The organism is Caballeronia sp. LZ019 (assembly GCF_031450825.1).
GTDB lineage: Bacteria > Pseudomonadota > Gammaproteobacteria > Burkholderiales > Burkholderiaceae > Caballeronia.
The window spans coordinates 1,196,431-1,213,421 of sequence record NZ_JARTVZ010000005.1 but is presented as its reverse complement, the minus strand read 5'-3'; the positions used below and the strand labels follow the sequence as shown (position 1 = coordinate 1,213,421).

Here is a 16,991-nt window from a genome sequence, read left to right as displayed (position 1 = left end):
GCAGACCCGTTCGGCGCGCGTCCGTGAGCGCTTGACCGTCGGGTGTGAGAAGAAGGGATGTCCCGAGGGACGATGTCTCGACTGGCCGGGGAGGGCCGGTCGGGCGGAGCGCCGGGCGGGCCGGAGCTGTCGGAGGCAGCGTCGGAGCAGCATCCAATATCGGTTTCCAGAGGAGTTCGGCCCCGCATCGAGTGTCGCGTGATGCCAAAACGCTGCAGGCATGCGGGTAACGCAAGTGCGGGCGTTGCGAAGACATCGCCCTACATTGAAGAAGCAAGCAGATGACAACGAAACTCTTGACCGAAGCCGAAATCCTGAAGATGAGCGAGAAGGACTACATGAACGAGGAACAACTCGCCTTCTTCAAGAACCGGCTCGAGCAGTTGCAAGCGGACATTCTCAAGAATGCCGGCCAGACGACGGAAAATCTGCGGGAAACGGTGATCGTGCCGGACCCGGCGGACCGCGCGACCATCGAGGAAGAGCATGCATTGGAGCTGCGCACGCGTGATCGTGAGCGCAAGCTGCTGAAGAAGGTGCAGCAATCGCTCGCGCGCATCGAATCCGGCGATTACGGCTGGTGCGAAGAAACCGGCGAGCCGATCGGCATTCCGCGCCTGATCGCGCGCCCGACCGCGACGCTTTCGCTCGAAGCGCAAGAACGCCGCGAACTGCGCCAGAAGCTCTTCGGCGACTGAAGCGCACGCCGCGCGCGGCGAATCGCGGGGCGACCCGCGACGGGGGAATCGCCGGCGCGAAAAATGGCTGCTCACCGCGCAGCAACCTGAAAAGGCACACGATCCACGTGTGCCTTTTTGCTTATGCGGCGCTCGAATCACGCCACGTCCGCACACTTGATAAATCGCCCCACGCCCTAAGATAAACAGGACGCGCCCGCTCCACCAAAGGCGCGCGCGCGGCGCCGTACGTCTGGCCCCAAGAGCCGGCGGAACCCCGCGCCGTGCACTCCATCGAATTCTCGACTGCGTGGCGGTTCGTCGGTCAATGCAAAGCCGCCCGCGTTCTTCTGTTTTCTTAAGGAACGCACATGGAACAATTTCACGGCACGACTATCGTCTCCGTGCGACGCGGCGGCAAAGTCGCGTTGGGCGGCGATGGTCAGGTGACGCTCGGCAACATCGTCATGAAGGGAGGCGCGAAGAAGGTGCGCCGCATCTATGGCGGCAAGGTGCTGGTCGGATTCGCCGGCGGCACCGCCGACGCGTTCTCGCTGCTCGATCGCTTCGAAGCCAAGCTCGAAAAGCATCAGGGCAATCTCACGCGCGCCGCCGTCGAACTCGCGAAGGACTGGCGCACCGACCGGATGCTGCGCCGGCTCGAAGCCATGCTCATCACCGCGGACAAGGACGCGACGCTCGTCATCACGGGCAACGGCGACGTGCTCGATCCCGAAAACGGCATCTGCGCGATCGGTTCCGGCGGCGCCTACGCACAAGCCGCCGCGCAGGCGCTCGCGGAAAACACCGAGCTCTCGCCGCGCGATATCGTCGAAAAAGCGCTGACCATCGCCGGCGACATGTGCATCTATACCAATCACAATCGCGTCATCGAGACGATCGAATAAAGGACCCCGCGATGACCACCATGACTCCCTCCGAAATCGTCTCCGAACTGGACAAACACATCATCGGCCAGGGGCGCGCGAAGAAAGCCGTCGCCGTCGCGCTGCGCAATCGCTGGCGTCGTCAGCAGGTCGCGGAGCCGCTGCGCCAGGAAATCACGCCGAAGAACATCCTGATGATCGGGCCGACGGGCGTCGGCAAAACCGAGATCGCGCGGCGCCTCGCCAAGCTCGCGGACGCGCCGTTCATCAAGATCGAAGCGACCAAGTTCACCGAAGTCGGCTACGTGGGCCGCGATGTGGACAGCATCGTGCGCGACCTGATCGAGATTTCCGTCAAGCAGACGCGTGAATCCGAGATGAAGAAGGTACGCACGAAGGCCGAGGATCGCGCCGAAGACCGCATCCTCGATATCCTGCTGCCTACCGCGCGCCCGGTCGGTTTCGGCGCGGCCGAGACCACCAGCGAAGGCGACAACACCACGCGTCAGACTTTCCGCAAGCGCCTGCGCGAAGGCGCGCTGGACGACAAGGAAATCGAGCTCGACGTGGAAATGCCGCAAGTCGGCATGGACATCATGGGGCCGCCGGGCATGGAAGACATGACCGAGCAGATTCGCTCGATGTTCGCGAACATCGGCGGCGGCAAGAAGACGCGGCGCAAGGTGAAGGTCAAGGAAGCGCTCAAGCTCCTGACCGACGAGGAAGCCGGCAAGATGCTCAACGACGAGGAGGTCAAGAGCCGCGCGGTTCAGAACGTCGAGCAGAACGGCATCGTGTTTCTCGATGAAATCGACAAGATCGCGTCCCGCAGCGAAGTCGGCGGGGCGGAGGTGTCGCGTGCGGGCGTGCAGCGCGATTTGCTGCCGCTCGTCGAAGGCACGACGATCAACACGAAGTACGGGATGATCAAGACGGATCACATTCTCTTCATCGCGAGCGGCGCGTTTCATCTTGCGAAGCCGAGCGACCTGATTCCCGAACTGCAGGGCCGCTTCCCGATCCGCGTCGAACTGGATTCGCTTTCGGTGCAGGACTTCGAATCGATTCTGAATTCGACCGATGCGAGCCTCGTCAAGCAGTACAAGGCGCTGCTCGCCACCGAAGACGTCGAGCTCGATTTCGCCGATGACGGCATCCGCCGGCTCGCCGAAATCGCGTACTCGGTCAACGAAAAGACGGAGAACATCGGCGCGCGGCGGCTCTATACAGTCATCGAGAAACTGCTGGAAGAAGTGTCGTTCGCGGCGGGCAATCACGCCGGACAGCCGGTGAAGATCGACGCGGCTTACGTCGATCGCGCGCTGGGCGAAGTCGCGCAGGACGAGGATTTGTCGCGTTACGTGCTGTAAGTCGACTCTGTGACGACAAAACCGGGCCGTGCGCCCGGTTTTTTTACGCCCGCCGAATGGCAACATGAAAGCGACAGGCGAAAAAAAACCCGCCTTGATCGGCGGGTTGAATCCATATCAGGAGGAGACATGGAGGAGACAGTTCCAATCATACACAGCGGGTTGATGCGACGCAATAGTTTTTTTAGTAAAAACCCCTATGGCGTCGATGTGTGGTATCTGTGCGTCACTTTTTGTGACGGGCGGGACCAAACCGCTCGATGACACCGCAAGAAACGGCGCGTACCCTCATGGGCGCGGCGATACAGTGGACGCATCCTGAAGCCGCCGAGGTTCTCATGCATACCGCCGACATCGATCAGTCCCATCAGTCCTATCAGTCCGAGGAAAGCCGCTGGCAAGCCGTCGCCGAGCGCGACCCACGCGCCGACGGCGCGTTCTTCTTCGCCGTGCGCACGACAGGCGTGTTCTGCCGGCCCTCGTGCGCGTCGCGTGCGCCGCGTCGCGAGAACGTGTCGTTCTTCACGACGACCGACGAAGCCGCCGCCGCCGGATATCGCCCGTGCAAGCGTTGCCAGCCGACGAGCCTGCCGCGCGAACTGGCAATCGTCGAACGAGCATGCAAGGCGCTCGACGCCGATCCGCAGCAGCGCATGACGCTCGCGCAACTGAGCGCAGCCGTGCACGTCAGCCCGTTTCACTTGCAAAGGCTGTTCACGCGCATCGTCGGCATTTCGCCGCGGCAGTATCAGGCGGCGCAGCGCGCGGGCGTCCTTCGAGACGCACTGCAGCGCGGCCGCGACGTGACGCGCGCGACGCACGACGCCGGATTCTCGCCCTCGCGGATGTACGAAGCGGCAGCGACGGAACTCGGCATGACGCCATCGGCATATCGGCGCAAGGGCGCGGGGCTTACGGTGCGCTACGTCACCGCCGAAACGCCGCTCGGCACGGCGCTGGTCGCGGCCACGGACAAGGGCGTCTGCAAGATTGCATTCGCCGATGACCGCGAGGCACTCATTGCCCAGCTGGCCGCGGATTTCGCTCGGGCCGAGCGCATCGAGGACGCCGCGCGGCTCGAGCCGTTCGTCGCGCAGATTCGCGCCTATCTGCAAGGCACGCGCGAGCGGTTCGACCTGCCGCTCGACATCGGCGCGACCGCGTTTCAGCAGCGCGTGTGGGACGCGCTGCGGCGGATTCCGTACGGGCAGACGCGCAGTTACACGGAGATCGCAGCGTCGGTCGGTTCGCCGGGCGCGGTTCGGGCCGTAGCCAACGCCTGCGCATCGAATCCGGTGGCGCTCGCGATTCCGTGCCATCGCGTGATCGGCAAGGACGGCGCGATCGCCGGGTATCGCTGGGGCATCGCGCGCAAGGAAACGCTGCTCGGCGCCGAGCGCACTCGCAAGGAGGCCGGCAAGGTCGCCTGATAAGCCGTACCGCTACGCCCGCCGTCGCAACGATGCGCGGGCGTTTCCTTGTGGAGAAGAGGCTGCGAGACGCCGTGCAAAGTGCGCGAATCCTTGCCGGTTGTGACCTCAAGCACGCGCAACATCGAAATGTTAAAGTGCCCGCTACCCGAAAATATGACCGGGCGCGAGCCGCTCGCGCTCCTCGCACACCGCTTCGATGGCAAACAAGAATTCCGCTCACTCCGCAGCCGGCGCGTATCAGCGCAGGCTCGCCGCGCTTGCGTCCGGCCCGCATGCCGATGCCCTGCGCCAAGGCTTGCGCGGCATCGAGAAAGAAAGCCTGCGCGTGACGCCCAACGGCGAGCTCGCGATGACGCCGCATCCGCGCGCGCTCGGATCGGCGCTGACGCACCCGCTCATCACCACCGACTATTCCGAAGCGCTCGTCGAACTCATCACGCCCGCCGAAGCCGATGCAGCGCATGCCATCGAACGTCTCGATGCCATTCATCGCTTCGCGTACGCGCATCTCGGCGACGAGCTGCTGTGGAACAACTCGATGCCGAACGCGCTGCCGCCGGACGACCAGATTCCGATCGGCCAGTACGGCACGTCGAACATCGGCCGGCTGAAGCATGTATACCGGCAGGGATTGTCCCTGCGCTATGGCCGCACGATGCAATGCATCGCGGGCATCCACTATAACTATTCGCTCGACGACCAGGTCTGGCGCGCCTGGCAGGCGCTCGAACCGGCGATCACGCTGACGGAGCAGGACTTCCGGTCGCAGCGCTATTTCGCGCTCATCCGCAACTTCCGGCGCACGAGCTGGCTGCTGATGTATCTTTTCGGGGCGTCGCCCGCGCTGGACAAGCGCTTCGTCGAAGGCAAGCCGCATTCGCTTGAGCAATTCGACGCCGACACGTTCTACCTGCCGCACGCCACCAGCCTGCGCATGAGCGATCTCGGCTACACGAACAATCCGGCGCAGGCGGATTTGCTGCCGAGCTACGACAACCTCGACGCCTATCTCGACGTGCTCGCCAAAGCCGTGAGCCAGCCGTATGCGCCTTACGAGGCCATCGGCACACAGCGCGACGGCGAGTGGGTGCAGATCAACACCAACGTGCTGCAGATCGAGAACGAGTTCTACTCGACGATCCGCCCGAAGCGCATCGCGCGATCCGGCGAGCGGCCGCTGCATGCGCTGGCCGAGCGCGGCGTGCAGTACATCGAAGTGCGTTGCCTCGACATCGACCCATTCGCGCCGGCCGGCATTTCGCTCGAAACGGCGCGCTTCCTGGACGCGTATCTGCTTTATTGCGCGCTGGAGGACAGCCCGCTTCTGCCGCGCGAGGCGAGCGTGGAAGCAAACGACAACTTCAGCGCGATCACGAAGGAAGGGCGCAAGCCCGGTTTGATGCTTCGCCGCGACGGCGCGCCGGTGAGCATGCAGCAATGGGCGAACGAACTGTTCGATGCGATTCGACCGGCTGCGGCGACGCTGGACAAGCTCATCGGCACGGACGATCACGTGCGGGCGCTGGAAGCGCTGCGTCCTCGCATCGCCGATGCCGCACTCACGCCGTCCGCCCGCGTCCTCCAGACGATGCGCGACAAACGACAATCCTTCGACGCGTTCGCACTCGACGTGAGCCTCCGGCACGCGGAGCACTATCGCGGCAATCCGCTGCCGGCGGACGAGGAGCGCGAGATGGCGGCGCTTGCGGCGAAGTCGCTGGAAGAACAGGCCACCATCGAACGCAGCGAAACGGAACCGTTCGACTCGTTCATCGCCGCTTATCGCGATTACAAGCTGACTCGCGTCGACATTTGAGAAGCGCAGGTTTTTCTTGCTGCGCCGGTTTTGCGTCGGCAAGAAATACTCGTTTTGAAACAGACGGCAACGCGCCGAACATCATCGTCGATGGCTAGTCAAAAATTGGCTTTTTATCGACCAACGGGGATGCGAGGGGTATGCGATGAACCACAAATTAATAAGCGCCGCTGCGTCGCTCGCCTTGCTCGCCGGCTGCGCGACCGAAACGCACGTCAGCAGCCAGACAATGGAGCAGGCCACCGCGCCGCTCACCTGCATGAGCAAGCTCGAATGCGACGCATGGTGGGCGCGCGCTCAGGTCTGGGTCACGAACCACTCCGAGTACAAGCTGCAGGCCATCACGGATTCGATCATTCAGACCGCCGGGCCGTCGAGCGGAAAGCGCGCGCTCGCGTATCAGATCACCAAGACGCCGAGCAACGAAGGCACGGCGACAATCGGCTTCGCCGCGCATTGCGATAGCCCGCTCGGCTGCGAGCCGAATCCGTGGGCGGCGGGCGCGGACTTCAAGAACTTCGTGCGCAACGGCGCGCCGCGACCCGCCAGCGCGACGCCGCAAGCGGTGCAGACGCCGCCGCCTCAGCCGCAGCCCGTACCGCTCAACCTCGACAGCCAGCCCGGCCAGTCCGTCGCGCCGCTCACGCCGCAATAAGCGCCGCAGTGAACGCGTGCAGCGTCAGTGTCCCATCGACGCTGACGCGCCTTTCTTCGGCTTGGTCAGCCAGACCATCGCGGCGAGCACGATGAACGCATAGAAGGAAATGCGGAAGAAGTCGTTCGTCGACATCATGTACGCCTGAGCCGTCACGACCCGATCCAGCTGCGCCGCCAGCGCCTGTCCCGACAAGCCGAGGCCGGAGAGCGCGCTGGTGTATTCCGTCGTCGTCGGCGAGTACGCGGTGACCGATTCCGTCAACACCGCGTGATGCCGGATCATGCCGTTTTCCCAGAACGTCGTGCTGACGGCCGTGCCGATCGCGCCCGACAAGGTCCGCAGGAAGTTGGACAGCCCCGCCGCGCCCGCGAGCCGGTCGTCGGAGACGCTCGACAGCGTGATGGTGGTCATCGGCACGAAGAAGCACGCGACGCCGATGCCCTGCACGAGCCGGGGATAGATGATGTCGTGGAACGGCGTATCCAGCGTGAAGGTGGAGTTCCAGTACGACACGAGCGCGAACACGATGAACGCGAAGCTCGCCACCACGCGCAGATTCATCCGATGCATGTTCTGGCCGATCATCGGTGAAAGCACGAGCGCGAGGATGCCGACCGGCGCGGTCGCGAGACCCGCGAGCCACGGCGTGTAACCGAGCACGGTCTGAAGCCACAGCGGCAGCACGACCACGGAGCCGAAGAACGCGAGAAAGCCGAGCGAGGTGATGAGCACGCCCATCGCGAAATTCCGATCGCGGAACAGCGACAGGTCGATGACCGGCTCCTTCTCCGTGATCTCCCATACGAACATGAACGCGAGCGACACGGCCGCGACGATCGCCAGTGCGACGATGAACCTGGAGCTGAACCAATCGCGATCCTTGCCGAGGTCGAGCATCATTTGAAGGCTCGCGACGCCGATCACGAGCAGCGTCAGCCCGACGCCGTCGATGCGCTGTTTCGTCGTCTTCGTCTCATGACCGCGCAGCAGGAAGTACGCGATGGCCGCCGAGAAGATGCCGATCGGCACGTTGATATAGAAGATCCACGGCCATGTGTAGTTATCGGTGATGTAGCCGCCCATCACCGGGCCGAAGATCGGCGCGACGATGACGGTCATCGCCCAGAGGCCGAGCGCGAGTCCGCGCTTCTCCGGCGGATAGCTGCGCATGAGGATGGTTTGCGACAGCGGGACCATCGGTCCGGAGACGAGACCTTGCAGCAGCCGGAATCCGATCAGCGACTCGAAGTTATGCGCGAAGCCGCAGAGCGCCGATGCGATCGAGAACAGCAGCACGGAAATCGTGAACAGCTTGACCTCGCCGACGCGCCGCGCGAGCCAGCCGGTCAGCGGCACGGCGATCGCCGACGCCACCGAATACGACGAGATCACCCACGTGCCCTCGCTCGTCGCGACGCCGAGGCTGCCGGAAATCGTCGGCACCGCGACGTTCGCGATAGACGTATCGAGCACTTCCATGAACGTGCCGAGCGCGAGGCCCATCGTCAGCAACGCGAGAATGCCGCCTGCAAGCGGCGTCGGGGCCGGCGGTTCGGCGTGGCCGGCGGGATCGGTCGGTGCGGTCGTAGACATTCTTTTTAGTGCTCCGGCGTTTCGTAAGTAGGTGCCGCGTCATTCTCTGCTCAGACAGTGAAACGTGCAGCATAAAACCTGGCTGTCTGCGTTAGTCGAGGCTGCAGCCGGGGCAAGCGTCCGTCGGCGAGTTGTCGATGACGCGCGCCAGCATCGCAATCAGGGAATCGAGCTCCGTGCGGCTGAAACCGCGCAACTGCTCATTGAGCACCGCTGCCCCGATGGCCGGCAGTCGCGCCGCCGCATCCTGTCCGCGCTCGCTCAGCTTCAGTTCAACGATGCGCCGGTCGGTGTCGCTGCGCGTGCGTCGCACAAAGCCCTTCTTTTCGAGCCGGTCGAGCATGCGGGTCATCGAACCGCTGTCATAGGACATTTCCCGCGACAGTTCGAGCGGCGTGCGCGCGCGTCCCGACGCCAGACACAAGATCACGCCGATCTGCTGCGATGTCAGCCCGAGCGGCTTCAGCGCCTGATCGGTGCGCGCCATCAGCACGTTGCGCGCCTTCGCAAGGTGATAGCCCAGGCTGGTCTCCAGCTGAATCGTGGCGGGATCGTAAAGCGGTTCGCTGTCCATTCCGTAATGACCTCGGCGCGGGCGTGCCGCGATACAACAGGTCTCAAAAAAGCAGACAGCAGTATCTTGAAAAGTAGTTGCTTAGTCAATATTATTTGATGCATCGCGTCACGCGCTTATTGCGCCACTCGAATCCATGTTTTGATGCCAGCCGCGTCATACCGACGACGCCCAGGACCTTCCGATGACCCGCTTCGCCCACATCGCCCGCCGACGCTTCGGCCAAGTCAGCAGCACGATCGCTCGCGCTTCCCGTCAGTTCGTCCCGTCGAAACTGAATGCGTGGAAAGTCGCGTTGTATCTGATCGTTTTTCTGCTGCCGGGCGGTTCGTTCGCGGTGCTGGCGATGGGATGGTTCGAGAATCGGCACAAGAGGAAGCGCGCGGCCGCAGCGTCCCAGGCCCGGATGCTCCCATCGTCGTCGGCGCCGTGCGCGGGAAGCTGCGGCGCGACCGGCCGCTGAAGTAACGCGCCGTAACTCATTCCTCCATCGACGTAACACCAGGCTCGCGGCGAAGCCGTTACGCTAACGTCTGCCCGACGCCCGCCGTGCTCGATCTCGCGGGCGTTCCGTTACTATCTCGGCCGACCGGGTTCGCCGCACTGACGAGCCAACGCCGACAGGATTCCCCACAAGCAGATGCCGTATCGCCTCGCCGCTTCCGCCTCGTTCTCTTCCCGCCGCGCAGCCCGCGCCGTGCGGCATCTCAGCGCCATTGCGTTCGCTGTGGCCGTCGCCGGATGCGCCGTCGGTCCCGACTATCAGCGTCCGTCCACGCCGATGCCGGCCAGCTACAAGGAAGCGCCTCAAGGCTGGAAAGTCGCGCAGCCGTCCGATCAGTTCGACCGCGGCGAATGGTGGACCATTTACAACGACACGCAACTCGACGACCTCGAAACGCGCCTGAATCAGTCGAACCAGAGCATCGCGCAATATGCGGCGGCTTATCGGCAGGCGCGGGCGCTCGTCGGCGAGGCAAGGGCTTCGTATTTCCCGACGATCGGCGCGTCGGCGTCGGGGTCGCGCTCGGGGACGGGCGCGGGCAACCGCTCGACGAGCAGTTCGAGCTTCGGCCAGCAGGGTTCGGTCAACAATCAGTTCAGTCTCGCGCTGGACGCAACGTGGGAGCCGGACCTCTGGGGCAGCATCGGGCGAACGGTGAATGCGCAGAAGGCCGGGCAGCAGGGCGCCGCCGCCGATCTCGCGAATGCGCGCCTCTCGGCACAGGCAACGCTCGCGCAGACCTACTTCCAGTTGCGCTCGCTCGACGCGCAGCAAAAGCTCCTCGACGAAACCGTCGGCGCTTATCAGCAATCGCTCAGGCTCACGCAAAACCAGTATGCGCAGGGCATCGTCGCGCGCTCGGACGTGATTCAGGCGCAGACGCAACTGCAGTCCGCACAGGCCGCCGCGATCGATAACGGCGTCGCCCGCGCGCAGTACGAACACGCCATCGCCGTGCTGGTCGGCGAGCCGGCGTCGACGTTCTCGCTTCCCGCGATGCCGCTCGACGCCACGCCGCCGACCGTGCCAGCCGAAATGCCGTCGGCGATTCTGGAGCGGCGGCCGGATATCGCGTCCGCCGAGCGCAAGGCCGCGGCGGCGAACGAGCAGATCGGCATCGAAATCGCGGCTTACTTTCCGTCGCTGACGCTGTCGGCGCAGGGCGGCTTCGAGAGTTCGGTGCTGTCGCAGTTGCTGCGCGCGCCGTCGCGCTTCTGGACGCTGGGGCCGGATATCGCCGCGACGATCTTCGACGGCGGCTTGCGCGCCGCTCGCACCGACGCGGCCCGCGCCGCTTACGACCAGAACGTGGCGACGTATCGGCAGACGGTGCTGACCGCGTTCCAGGACGTCGAAGACAATCTCGCGTCGCTGCGGATTCTGGAGAAGGAAATCGTGGTGCAACAGCAGGCGGTCGAGTCCGCGCAGCAGGCGCTCGCAATCATCAACAACCAGTACAAGGCGGGGACCGTCGCGTTCATCAACGTGCTGACCGCGCAGACGACCGCGTTCACCGCTCAGCAGAAGCTCGCGAGTATCGCGGGTCAGCGGATGGTGTCGTCGGTCGGGCTCGTGAAGGCGCTCGGCGGCGGATGGGACGCCGGGCAGATGGACCGCGAAACGGGCGGCGTCGAAGCGCCCGTCGCGGCATCGGCAGAGAAGCGCGCGCCGGGCGGCTAATACCGCGCGAAGGTCAGCGCGACGGTGTCGGGATCGGTGTGGCGCCCGAGCAGGTTCAACAGGCCGGCGAGGTTCTCGCGCTGCTCCGGCTCGGCTTTCGCGGTGCCTTCGAACGACGTCGCGCCCTGCGCGAGCATGCCGTTGCCCGTCAGCAATAGCGGTCCCTTCGTCGTCGTTAAATTGATTGCCGCCTGCGCACCCTGCGCCTGCAACGCCACGCGATACGACCCGAGCGGCCTCACACGCGATACGCGCGAGGCCATGTCGTCGAGCGTGACCACGAACTGTCCGTAGGCGTTGTTCCCGAGCACGCGGAATTCGGTCCACGAAAGCTGCACGGTTCCGTCGAAATTCAGCGTGTTGAACGGCGCGCCGAGACCGGCGAGCAGCGTCGCGGGCACGGCCATCGCGCCGGGCGAAAGCGATGCCCCGCGCGTCGTCGCGTCGACGGTGACGGCGTCGGGCATCGCTTCGGTCTGCCGCATGGTCATGTGGATGCGGCCCGTGAACAGCGGCCAGAAGGCCGTCGTCCATTCGATGCGCCCCGGCAGCAGCGTCGCGCCCGCGCCGTCGCCGCCCGCCGCGAGCATCAGCGTCGCGGAGCCGCGCCACAGCGAACCGGCCGGATCGACGAGATTCACATGGCCGCCGGTCGCGCGCGCGAACTGCGGCGTGATCCACGCGGCGGGCATCATCACGAGCAGCGTTCCGGCAATCGACAACACCATCACGACAAGCGCCGGCAGCGCGAGCCGGATTCTGCGAGTCCAATAGCTCATTTGACCCCGGCCGGTTGCAGCGATGCGGTCAGGTCCACCTGGCCGTCCGGTTTCAGCGCCGTCACATGCGCCTCCGACACCTGCACCTTGAACTGTTTGCGTGCGTCGTCGAGCCACATCGTCCAGTTCGGAAACGATGCGTTCTTCAACTGAATCTGCACCGCCGCGCCGATCACCTGAACCTGCGTCGGCTGCATGCCGCTGTCCGTGAGCGATTTGGCGAGCGCATCGCGCAGCGCGCCGCCTGTCGGCGTCACGCTTTCCGCGTTACCCGCGAGCGCGCGCGCTTCGGTGGCTTGCGCGGTCATCGTCGCCAGCTGGCGCTGCATGGCCGGCAGCGTTTCGCGCAGGCGCGCGCGGCCTTCGAAAGCCGGCGCCCACAAGACGAGATAGATCAGCGCGACGCCGAGCACGAGACCGCCCCACAGCAGCAGCGTCTTTTCGCGCGGCGTGCGCGCTTCCCAGAATTCGGAAAGCGTCCGTCCGAGTTCTGCTTTCATTGGCCGCTCCTGATCGTCCATTTGCCGGTATCGGTGTCGATCGCGCCGTTCAGCCCGTTCGATGCGAGGCGCTTCGTCAGGTCGGGATCGACCTTCGTTTCCGGCTTGAAAGTGACTTCCAGACGCCGGTCGCGATAATCCAGCCCCGCGATGCCGTTTACCGGCACCGGGCCGAGCGAACGCGCGAGGCCGTCGGCCAGGGAAAGGAAATCCGAAGGCGACAGTTCGCCCGACGCGACGCGCAGGCGGTCGAGGTTGCGCGACATCTGATCGGGCGCGTCCAGCACGACGGTCGTTTTCGGAAACGCGTTGAGCAGCAGCTCGGTCATCTGCGCGCTGATCGCGTCACGCTGGCGGGCAAGCTGAAGCCACTGCACGTTGATTCCGATGATCGACACGATGACCGACGCCGCCACGAGCGCGATCGGCACGCGCAGACGCCGCATGGTCGCGCGATCGAGCCGCCACGGTTGCGCGGCGAATTCGAACTGGCACAGGTCGAAGCGGCTCGCCAGCGCCTGCCGCGCGAAGGCTTCGAACGCGAGCGGCTCGGCATCGGCGAGCGCCGTGGCGCCGCGCGACGACGCGAGGCGCGGCTCGTCGCCCGGCAGGTCGGCGAGCGAATACAGCGTGACGGCGTGATCGCCGGCGAGCGCGGCGAGCGTCGGCGCGATGGAGTCGGCGGGAAGCGCGAGACCTTCGCCGAGCGCCGCGCCTTCGCCACGAGCGATGGCGATCTCGACGCGGGGCGTGGCCGGAACCGGCGCGGTCGCTTCGATTTCGCCGATCAGCGCCGGCGCGGTCGATACGACGTTGCCGAGCAATCCCGCGATGAACGGCGTTTGCGTGAACGCTTCGCCTTCGATCGCTTCGACGGCCGGCACCGGCAAGCAGCGCATCGCCGGCACGGCTTTGAGATTGCGATGCCCCGCGCTCGCGAACGCATCGCACACGAAGCGGAACCAGCCGCGATCGATCACCGCGACCACGCGACGCCCGTCCGCGAGCGCGACGGGATCGACCGCGATATGACAGGTCTGCGGGTCCTGAATCAGCTGGTCTTCCACGACGTTCGGCAGCGCCTGGCGCAGACGCGGTCCCTTGAGCGGCGGCACGGCTGCGGCGAGCAGCAGCGTATCGCGCGCAGCGACGATCAGCACCGTCATGCCGGCGCGCGGCAACAGGCCGACTGCGGCGCGGCCGGCGCGCTGCGTCTCGCCGCGCTTGTCGAGCAGCAGGAACGGCAAGTCCGGCAGGTTCCACTCCTGCGAGCGCACCGCGGGATCGCGCGGCGGCAATAGAACGATCAGTGTGCTCAAAGGCCACTTCCTCTTGTCAGAAACATCGTCATCAGAGCGCGTCGCGCGTATAGACGATGCGCGTGGTGTGCGTCGTCGGATCGCGGTAGACGAGTGTCGTGCGCTCGAGCTGCGCGCGCTCGTGGTCGACGCGACCGTGAATCACGAAATAGCGCGTGGTGACGTCGAACTCGCTCGGATCGATCGACGTCGATTTCACGCCTGCGCCGGTCAGCGCGAGCTGCACGTTGCCGGCATCGTGGAAGAACACCGTCTCGCGGCGCGCGACGAACGCCTGCGCCTGCGACAGACTCATTCCTTCCACCACTGCAGCGACTACTTCGGCGGGCGCGGTGTTCATGTTGACAGGCGTCGTCGTCGGCAGCACGGTGACGAACTTGCGCAGCTTCGCCACCGCTTCGGCCGAGAAGCCGGGCACGTCGAGCAGCGAGTCGACGCTGATCATCTGCAGCGGCGCGACCGGCGCGTTGCTGTCGGCGTCCTTCAGGCCGGGATCGTCGGTGAAGTTGCCGCCGCCCGCGCCGCCGCCTTGCGCGATCGCGGCCATCGTCTGCTCCGGCGATGTCGCGAGGCTCGCGCCGTTGCCGGTCTGCGTCTGGAAGCGCGTCGCGGACCGAACGAGTCCTGCGCGCATCTGCAAGGCCACCGTCTTCGCCAGCGATCCGTTGATGCCGAGCAGCGTCAACAGCCGCTGGAAAGACTGAATCTGCTGCACGTTGATGGTCAGCACGCCGGGCGTCGGCGTCGCGACCAGATTGCGCAGGTTGAACTTCGCCTGCGCATCTTCGATCGAGCCGGACAGATAAGTCTGCGCCCCTTCCTGCGCGCGCACTTCGCCGATCTGCCCGAGAAAATCGGAGAGCTTCGTCTTTGCGATCGGCACGCCCCACACGCCGCCGAGATACGTGACCGTCGGAGAGGTATCGGCTTCGGATCGCAGAATGAGCCGTGTCCAGTCGAGCGCGCTGCGCGAAATCCACTGCGCCTGCGCGAGCAGCCGCTGATTTTCGATGCGCCGCACCTGCACCTGCTGCCGCCACAACATGCCCGACACGAGAATGGCGGACAGCGCGACGACCAGCAGCGCGCTGATGATGGCGACGCCCCGTTCCCTTGCGCTTTGGCCCGGCTTGCGCATCGTCACTCTCCGACCAGGAACACGCGCGTGATCGGCACGCGCAGATTCGGCGCGCCGACCGCCACCTGAATGCCGGACACCGCGCGCGCGAGCGGCGCGTTGCCGAGCTGCGGCACCTTCAGGTTGTTGTCGTTGTCGTTGATCTGCGAGAGCACGTCGGCCATCCGCGTCGTCCAGCCCTTCTGCGGAATGTAGACGCGCGCCGCCAGCGATCCGACGCCGCCCATCAACGGTATCGCGCTCCAGCCATCGGCGGCGTCGCCCGATGACAGCGCGCGCCGCACTTCGCCGACGTTTTCGAGCGGCGGCGACGCATACCGCACGATGCGCCCGTTCGACAGCCGATACCGCACCACCTGCAAGCGCGGCGCGGTGTTCGGCGCGAACACGCCGCGCACGATTTGCAGCGAGCCGTTGCCGAGCGACACGGCGGGTTGTCCGGCTTCGTCGTCGGTTGCGGCCTGGCGAGCGTCGATACGCATCTGGTCGAATAATTGCGCGACCACGCGCTCGTCTTCCATCGAACTGGCGATGGTCGCGCGCGAGCGGATGATCGAATCGAGTCCGCGCCACGACAGCACCGCGATGACCGCGAGAATCGCAATCGCGATCAGCATTTCGAGCAGCGTGAAACCGCGCTGCCGCTGGCCCGTGCGCCGGGCCTCAGAGCGAGCGATTCGTTTCATTCGCCACCACCGTGACCATTTGCGCGAGGTTGCCCGAGCGGCCGGGCGTCGAAACGAACATCTCGACGCGCCGGAAAATCGGGTTGGGCGTCGCGGTGACGCGCTGCGTGCAGACGAGCTTCAGATTGCCTTGCGAGCAGTCGAACGTGCGCGAGCCGATATCCGGAAACGCGCGCGAAAGCCGAAGCTGCGCGAGTTCGTTGTCCGCGCTCCAGCCCGCCAGCAGCCGCCGATGCAGGTCCGCTTCGCCCGTCGCGAGTGAGCCGACCGCGCGCAGCGAGGCCGCGAGCGCCACCGCGATGATCGCCAGCGCGACGAGCACTTCGATCATCGTGAAGCCGGATGTTCTGCGGCGCGCCGGCATCACCGCACCTGAAAGCGGCCGTTGCCGCTGCCGATGATCGTCGCGCGGCCCGCTGCCGAGACGAGCGTGATTTCCATCGGCGTATCGATGGCTTCGGTGCCGAAGATCAGACGGCTCACGGACTTGTCCGAATCGAGAAACTGAATGGTTACGCCCGTCACGCCGCCTTCCCAGCGCCGCGCGCGAAGCAGGTCGTCGCGCAGCGGACGCCAGCCGTCCTCGGTGCGAATGTCGAAGCGGAAACCGCCGTCGACCGGCTGCCAGGCGATCGGGCGGGCGCGCACTTGCGCTTCATCGCCCGCGGATTCGAAAAGCAGCGCGAGCCGCTGCGCCTCTTCGTTCAGATCGGTGCGCGGATTGCGCGTGAGCTGCAGCGACGCGAGCGACACGAGCAAGCCGGCGATGACCAGCACGACGAGCATTTCCAGCAGCGTGAAGCCTGCCTGACGACGCGCTTTCCGATGCCCGTTCACGCTGACCCCTCAACGACGCGATGTCTATTGCCACGAGCCGACGTCGGCATCGTTGCCTTCGCCGCCGGCCTTGTTGTCCGCGCCGTAGCTGAACACGTCGATTTCGCCGTGCACGCCCGGATTCAGGTATTGATACTGACCGCCCCACGGATCGGCCGGCAGGCGCTCCAGATAGCCGCCGTCTTTCCAGTTGTTCGGCACCGGCTCGGTGGACGGCTTCTCGATCAGCGCGCGCAAGCCCTGCTCTTGCGTCGGATAGCGGCCGTTGTCGAGCCGGTAGAGCTTCATCGCCTGCATGACGGTGCCGATGTCCTGCTTCGCGGCGACGCGGCGCGCTTCGTCCGGACGGCTCATGATCTTCGGCACGATGAGCGCGGCGAGAATGCCGAGAATCGCGATCACGACCATGATTTCGATGAGCGTGAAGCCTCGTTGACGGCGCGCCTGCGCCTGGGTGATTTTCATGCGGCGTTGCGTCCACATTTGCATGACTGCTACCTCGTGGTTGATTCTGGGCTTGCGCCCGCTTTGATTAAAGA

Annotated in this window: 18 protein-coding genes; 8 read left to right on the top strand and 10 right to left on the bottom strand. The window is 65.3% G+C overall.

What is annotated here, in order from left to right; all coding sequences use genetic code 11:
• Positions 1-281: 281 nt before the first annotated feature.
• From dksA to P9255_RS19070, 6 genes are all read left to right on the top strand, one after another.
• Positions 282-698 (top strand): RNA polymerase-binding protein DksA, encoded by a 417-nt coding sequence (gene dksA / locus P9255_RS19095; RefSeq protein WP_035962045.1) that lies wholly within the window; start codon positions 282-284, stop codon positions 696-698.
• 350 nt (positions 699-1,048) lie between these two features.
• A complete protein-coding gene (gene hslV / locus P9255_RS19090; protein ID WP_040052787.1) occupies positions 1,049-1,585 on the top strand; it encodes an ATP-dependent protease subunit HslV in 537 nt (178 codons plus the stop codon).
• 11 nt (positions 1,586-1,596) lie between these two features.
• Positions 1,597-2,934, top strand: coding sequence for an ATP-dependent protease ATPase subunit HslU (gene hslU / locus P9255_RS19085; protein WP_309763694.1), 1,338 nt, complete (start codon positions 1,597-1,599; stop codon positions 2,932-2,934).
• 338 nt (positions 2,935-3,272) lie between these two features.
• Positions 3,273-4,364 carry a bifunctional DNA-binding transcriptional regulator/O6-methylguanine-DNA methyltransferase Ada gene (gene ada / locus P9255_RS19080; RefSeq protein WP_309790282.1) on the top strand — a complete coding sequence of 364 codons (1,092 nt, stop codon included), beginning with the start codon at positions 3,273-3,275 and terminating at the stop codon, positions 4,362-4,364.
• A 199-nt stretch (positions 4,365-4,563) separates the two neighbouring features.
• On the top strand, positions 4,564-6,183 hold the full coding sequence (gshA, locus tag P9255_RS19075; RefSeq protein ID WP_309790281.1) for a glutamate--cysteine ligase: 1,620 nt from the start codon (positions 4,564-4,566) through the stop codon (positions 6,181-6,183).
• A gap of 145 nt (positions 6,184-6,328) precedes the next feature.
• Complete coding sequence (locus tag P9255_RS19070; protein WP_309763696.1) at positions 6,329-6,838, top strand: hypothetical protein; 510 nt, start codon at positions 6,329-6,331, stop codon at positions 6,836-6,838.
• A gap of 24 nt (positions 6,839-6,862) precedes the next feature.
• Here the strand turns inward: P9255_RS19070 and P9255_RS19065 are convergent, their stop codons facing one another.
• Together P9255_RS19065 and P9255_RS19060 are read right to left on the bottom strand one after the other, a co-directional pair.
• Positions 6,863-8,434 (bottom strand): DHA2 family efflux MFS transporter permease subunit, encoded by a 1,572-nt coding sequence (locus P9255_RS19065; protein ID WP_309763697.1) that lies wholly within the window; start codon positions 8,432-8,434, stop codon positions 6,863-6,865.
• A 91-nt stretch (positions 8,435-8,525) separates the two neighbouring features.
• Positions 8,526-9,008, bottom strand: coding sequence for a MarR family transcriptional regulator (locus tag P9255_RS19060; protein WP_309763698.1), 483 nt, complete (start codon positions 9,006-9,008; stop codon positions 8,526-8,528).
• A gap of 184 nt (positions 9,009-9,192) precedes the next feature.
• Here P9255_RS19060 and P9255_RS19055 point away from each other — a divergent pair, with 184 nt between their 5' ends.
• Both P9255_RS19055 and P9255_RS19050 read left to right on the top strand, forming a co-directional pair.
• A complete protein-coding gene (locus tag P9255_RS19055; RefSeq protein WP_309790280.1) occupies positions 9,193-9,471 on the top strand; it encodes a hypothetical protein in 279 nt (92 codons plus the stop codon).
• 177 nt (positions 9,472-9,648) lie between these two features.
• Positions 9,649-11,193 (top strand): efflux transporter outer membrane subunit, encoded by a 1,545-nt coding sequence (locus tag P9255_RS19050; protein ID WP_309790279.1) that lies wholly within the window; start codon positions 9,649-9,651, stop codon positions 11,191-11,193.
• Here P9255_RS19050 and gspN read toward each other — a convergent pair.
• The 8 genes from gspN to gspG are packed head-to-tail and all read right to left on the bottom strand — an operon-like array spanning position 11,190 to position 16,941.
• Complete coding sequence (gspN, locus tag P9255_RS19045; protein ID WP_309790278.1) at positions 11,190-11,972, bottom strand: type II secretion system protein N; 783 nt, start codon at positions 11,970-11,972, stop codon at positions 11,190-11,192. The genes P9255_RS19050 and gspN overlap by 4 nt on opposite strands.
• Positions 11,969-12,472: a type II secretion system protein M gene (locus P9255_RS19040; protein ID WP_309790277.1), complete on the bottom strand. Its 504-nt coding sequence runs from the start codon at positions 12,470-12,472 to the stop codon at positions 11,969-11,971. Before P9255_RS19040 ends, gspN begins: the two co-directional genes overlap by 4 nt.
• On the bottom strand, positions 12,469-13,791 hold the full coding sequence (gene gspL / locus P9255_RS19035) for a type II secretion system protein GspL (RefSeq protein WP_309790276.1): 1,323 nt from the start codon (positions 13,789-13,791) through the stop codon (positions 12,469-12,471). The genes P9255_RS19040 and gspL overlap by 4 nt, the downstream gene beginning before the upstream one ends.
• Positions 13,792-13,822: 31 nt before the next feature.
• Entirely contained in the window at positions 13,823-14,929 is a 1,107-nt protein-coding gene (gspK, locus tag P9255_RS19030) for a type II secretion system minor pseudopilin GspK (RefSeq protein WP_309790275.1), read from the bottom strand.
• Positions 14,930-14,931: 2 nt separating this feature from the next.
• Positions 14,932-15,615 (bottom strand): prepilin-type N-terminal cleavage/methylation domain-containing protein, encoded by a 684-nt coding sequence (locus P9255_RS19025; protein WP_309763706.1) that lies wholly within the window; start codon positions 15,613-15,615, stop codon positions 14,932-14,934.
• Positions 15,593-15,979, bottom strand: coding sequence for a type II secretion system minor pseudopilin GspI (gene gspI / locus P9255_RS19020; RefSeq protein ID WP_309790274.1), 387 nt, complete (start codon positions 15,977-15,979; stop codon positions 15,593-15,595). The genes P9255_RS19025 and gspI overlap by 23 nt, the downstream gene beginning before the upstream one ends.
• Complete coding sequence (locus tag P9255_RS19015; RefSeq protein WP_309790273.1) at positions 15,979-16,452, bottom strand: GspH/FimT family pseudopilin; 474 nt, start codon at positions 16,450-16,452, stop codon at positions 15,979-15,981. Before P9255_RS19015 ends, gspI begins: the two co-directional genes overlap by 1 nt.
• 24 nt (positions 16,453-16,476) lie before the next feature.
• Positions 16,477-16,941 carry a type II secretion system major pseudopilin GspG gene (gene gspG / locus P9255_RS19010; protein WP_309763708.1) on the bottom strand — a complete coding sequence of 155 codons (465 nt, stop codon included), beginning with the start codon at positions 16,939-16,941 and terminating at the stop codon, positions 16,477-16,479.
• Between the last annotated feature and the right edge of the window lie 50 nt (positions 16,942-16,991).

Coding starts and splice junctions, on each gene's coding strand:
- ada (WP_309790282.1), top strand. CDS start 3,273: ATGCATACCGCCGACATCGATCAGTCCCATCAGTCCTATCAGTCCGAG.
- gspG (WP_309763708.1), bottom strand. CDS start 16,941: ATGCAAATGTGGACGCAACGCCGCATGAAAATCACCCAGGCGCAGGCG.
- dksA (WP_035962045.1), top strand. CDS start 282: ATGACAACGAAACTCTTGACCGAAGCCGAAATCCTGAAGATGAGCGAG.
- gspN (WP_309790278.1), bottom strand. CDS start 11,972: ATGAGCTATTGGACTCGCAGAATCCGGCTCGCGCTGCCGGCGCTTGTC.
- P9255_RS19060 (WP_309763698.1), bottom strand. CDS start 9,008: ATGGACAGCGAACCGCTTTACGATCCCGCCACGATTCAGCTGGAGACC.
- gspI (WP_309790274.1), bottom strand. CDS start 15,979: ATGCCGGCGCGCCGCAGAACATCCGGCTTCACGATGATCGAAGTGCTC.
- hslU (WP_309763694.1), top strand. CDS start 1,597: ATGACCACCATGACTCCCTCCGAAATCGTCTCCGAACTGGACAAACAC.
- hslV (WP_040052787.1), top strand. CDS start 1,049: ATGGAACAATTTCACGGCACGACTATCGTCTCCGTGCGACGCGGCGGC.
- P9255_RS19055 (WP_309790280.1), top strand. CDS start 9,193: ATGACCCGCTTCGCCCACATCGCCCGCCGACGCTTCGGCCAAGTCAGC.
- gspK (WP_309790275.1), bottom strand. CDS start 14,929: ATGCGCAAGCCGGGCCAAAGCGCAAGGGAACGGGGCGTCGCCATCATC.
- gshA (WP_309790281.1), top strand. CDS start 4,564: ATGGCAAACAAGAATTCCGCTCACTCCGCAGCCGGCGCGTATCAGCGC.
- P9255_RS19040 (WP_309790277.1), bottom strand. CDS start 12,472: ATGAAAGCAGAACTCGGACGGACGCTTTCCGAATTCTGGGAAGCGCGC.
- P9255_RS19050 (WP_309790279.1), top strand. CDS start 9,649: ATGCCGTATCGCCTCGCCGCTTCCGCCTCGTTCTCTTCCCGCCGCGCA.
- P9255_RS19025 (WP_309763706.1), bottom strand. CDS start 15,615: ATGAAACGAATCGCTCGCTCTGAGGCCCGGCGCACGGGCCAGCGGCAG.
- P9255_RS19065 (WP_309763697.1), bottom strand. CDS start 8,434: ATGTCTACGACCGCACCGACCGATCCCGCCGGCCACGCCGAACCGCCG.
- P9255_RS19070 (WP_309763696.1), top strand. CDS start 6,329: ATGAACCACAAATTAATAAGCGCCGCTGCGTCGCTCGCCTTGCTCGCC.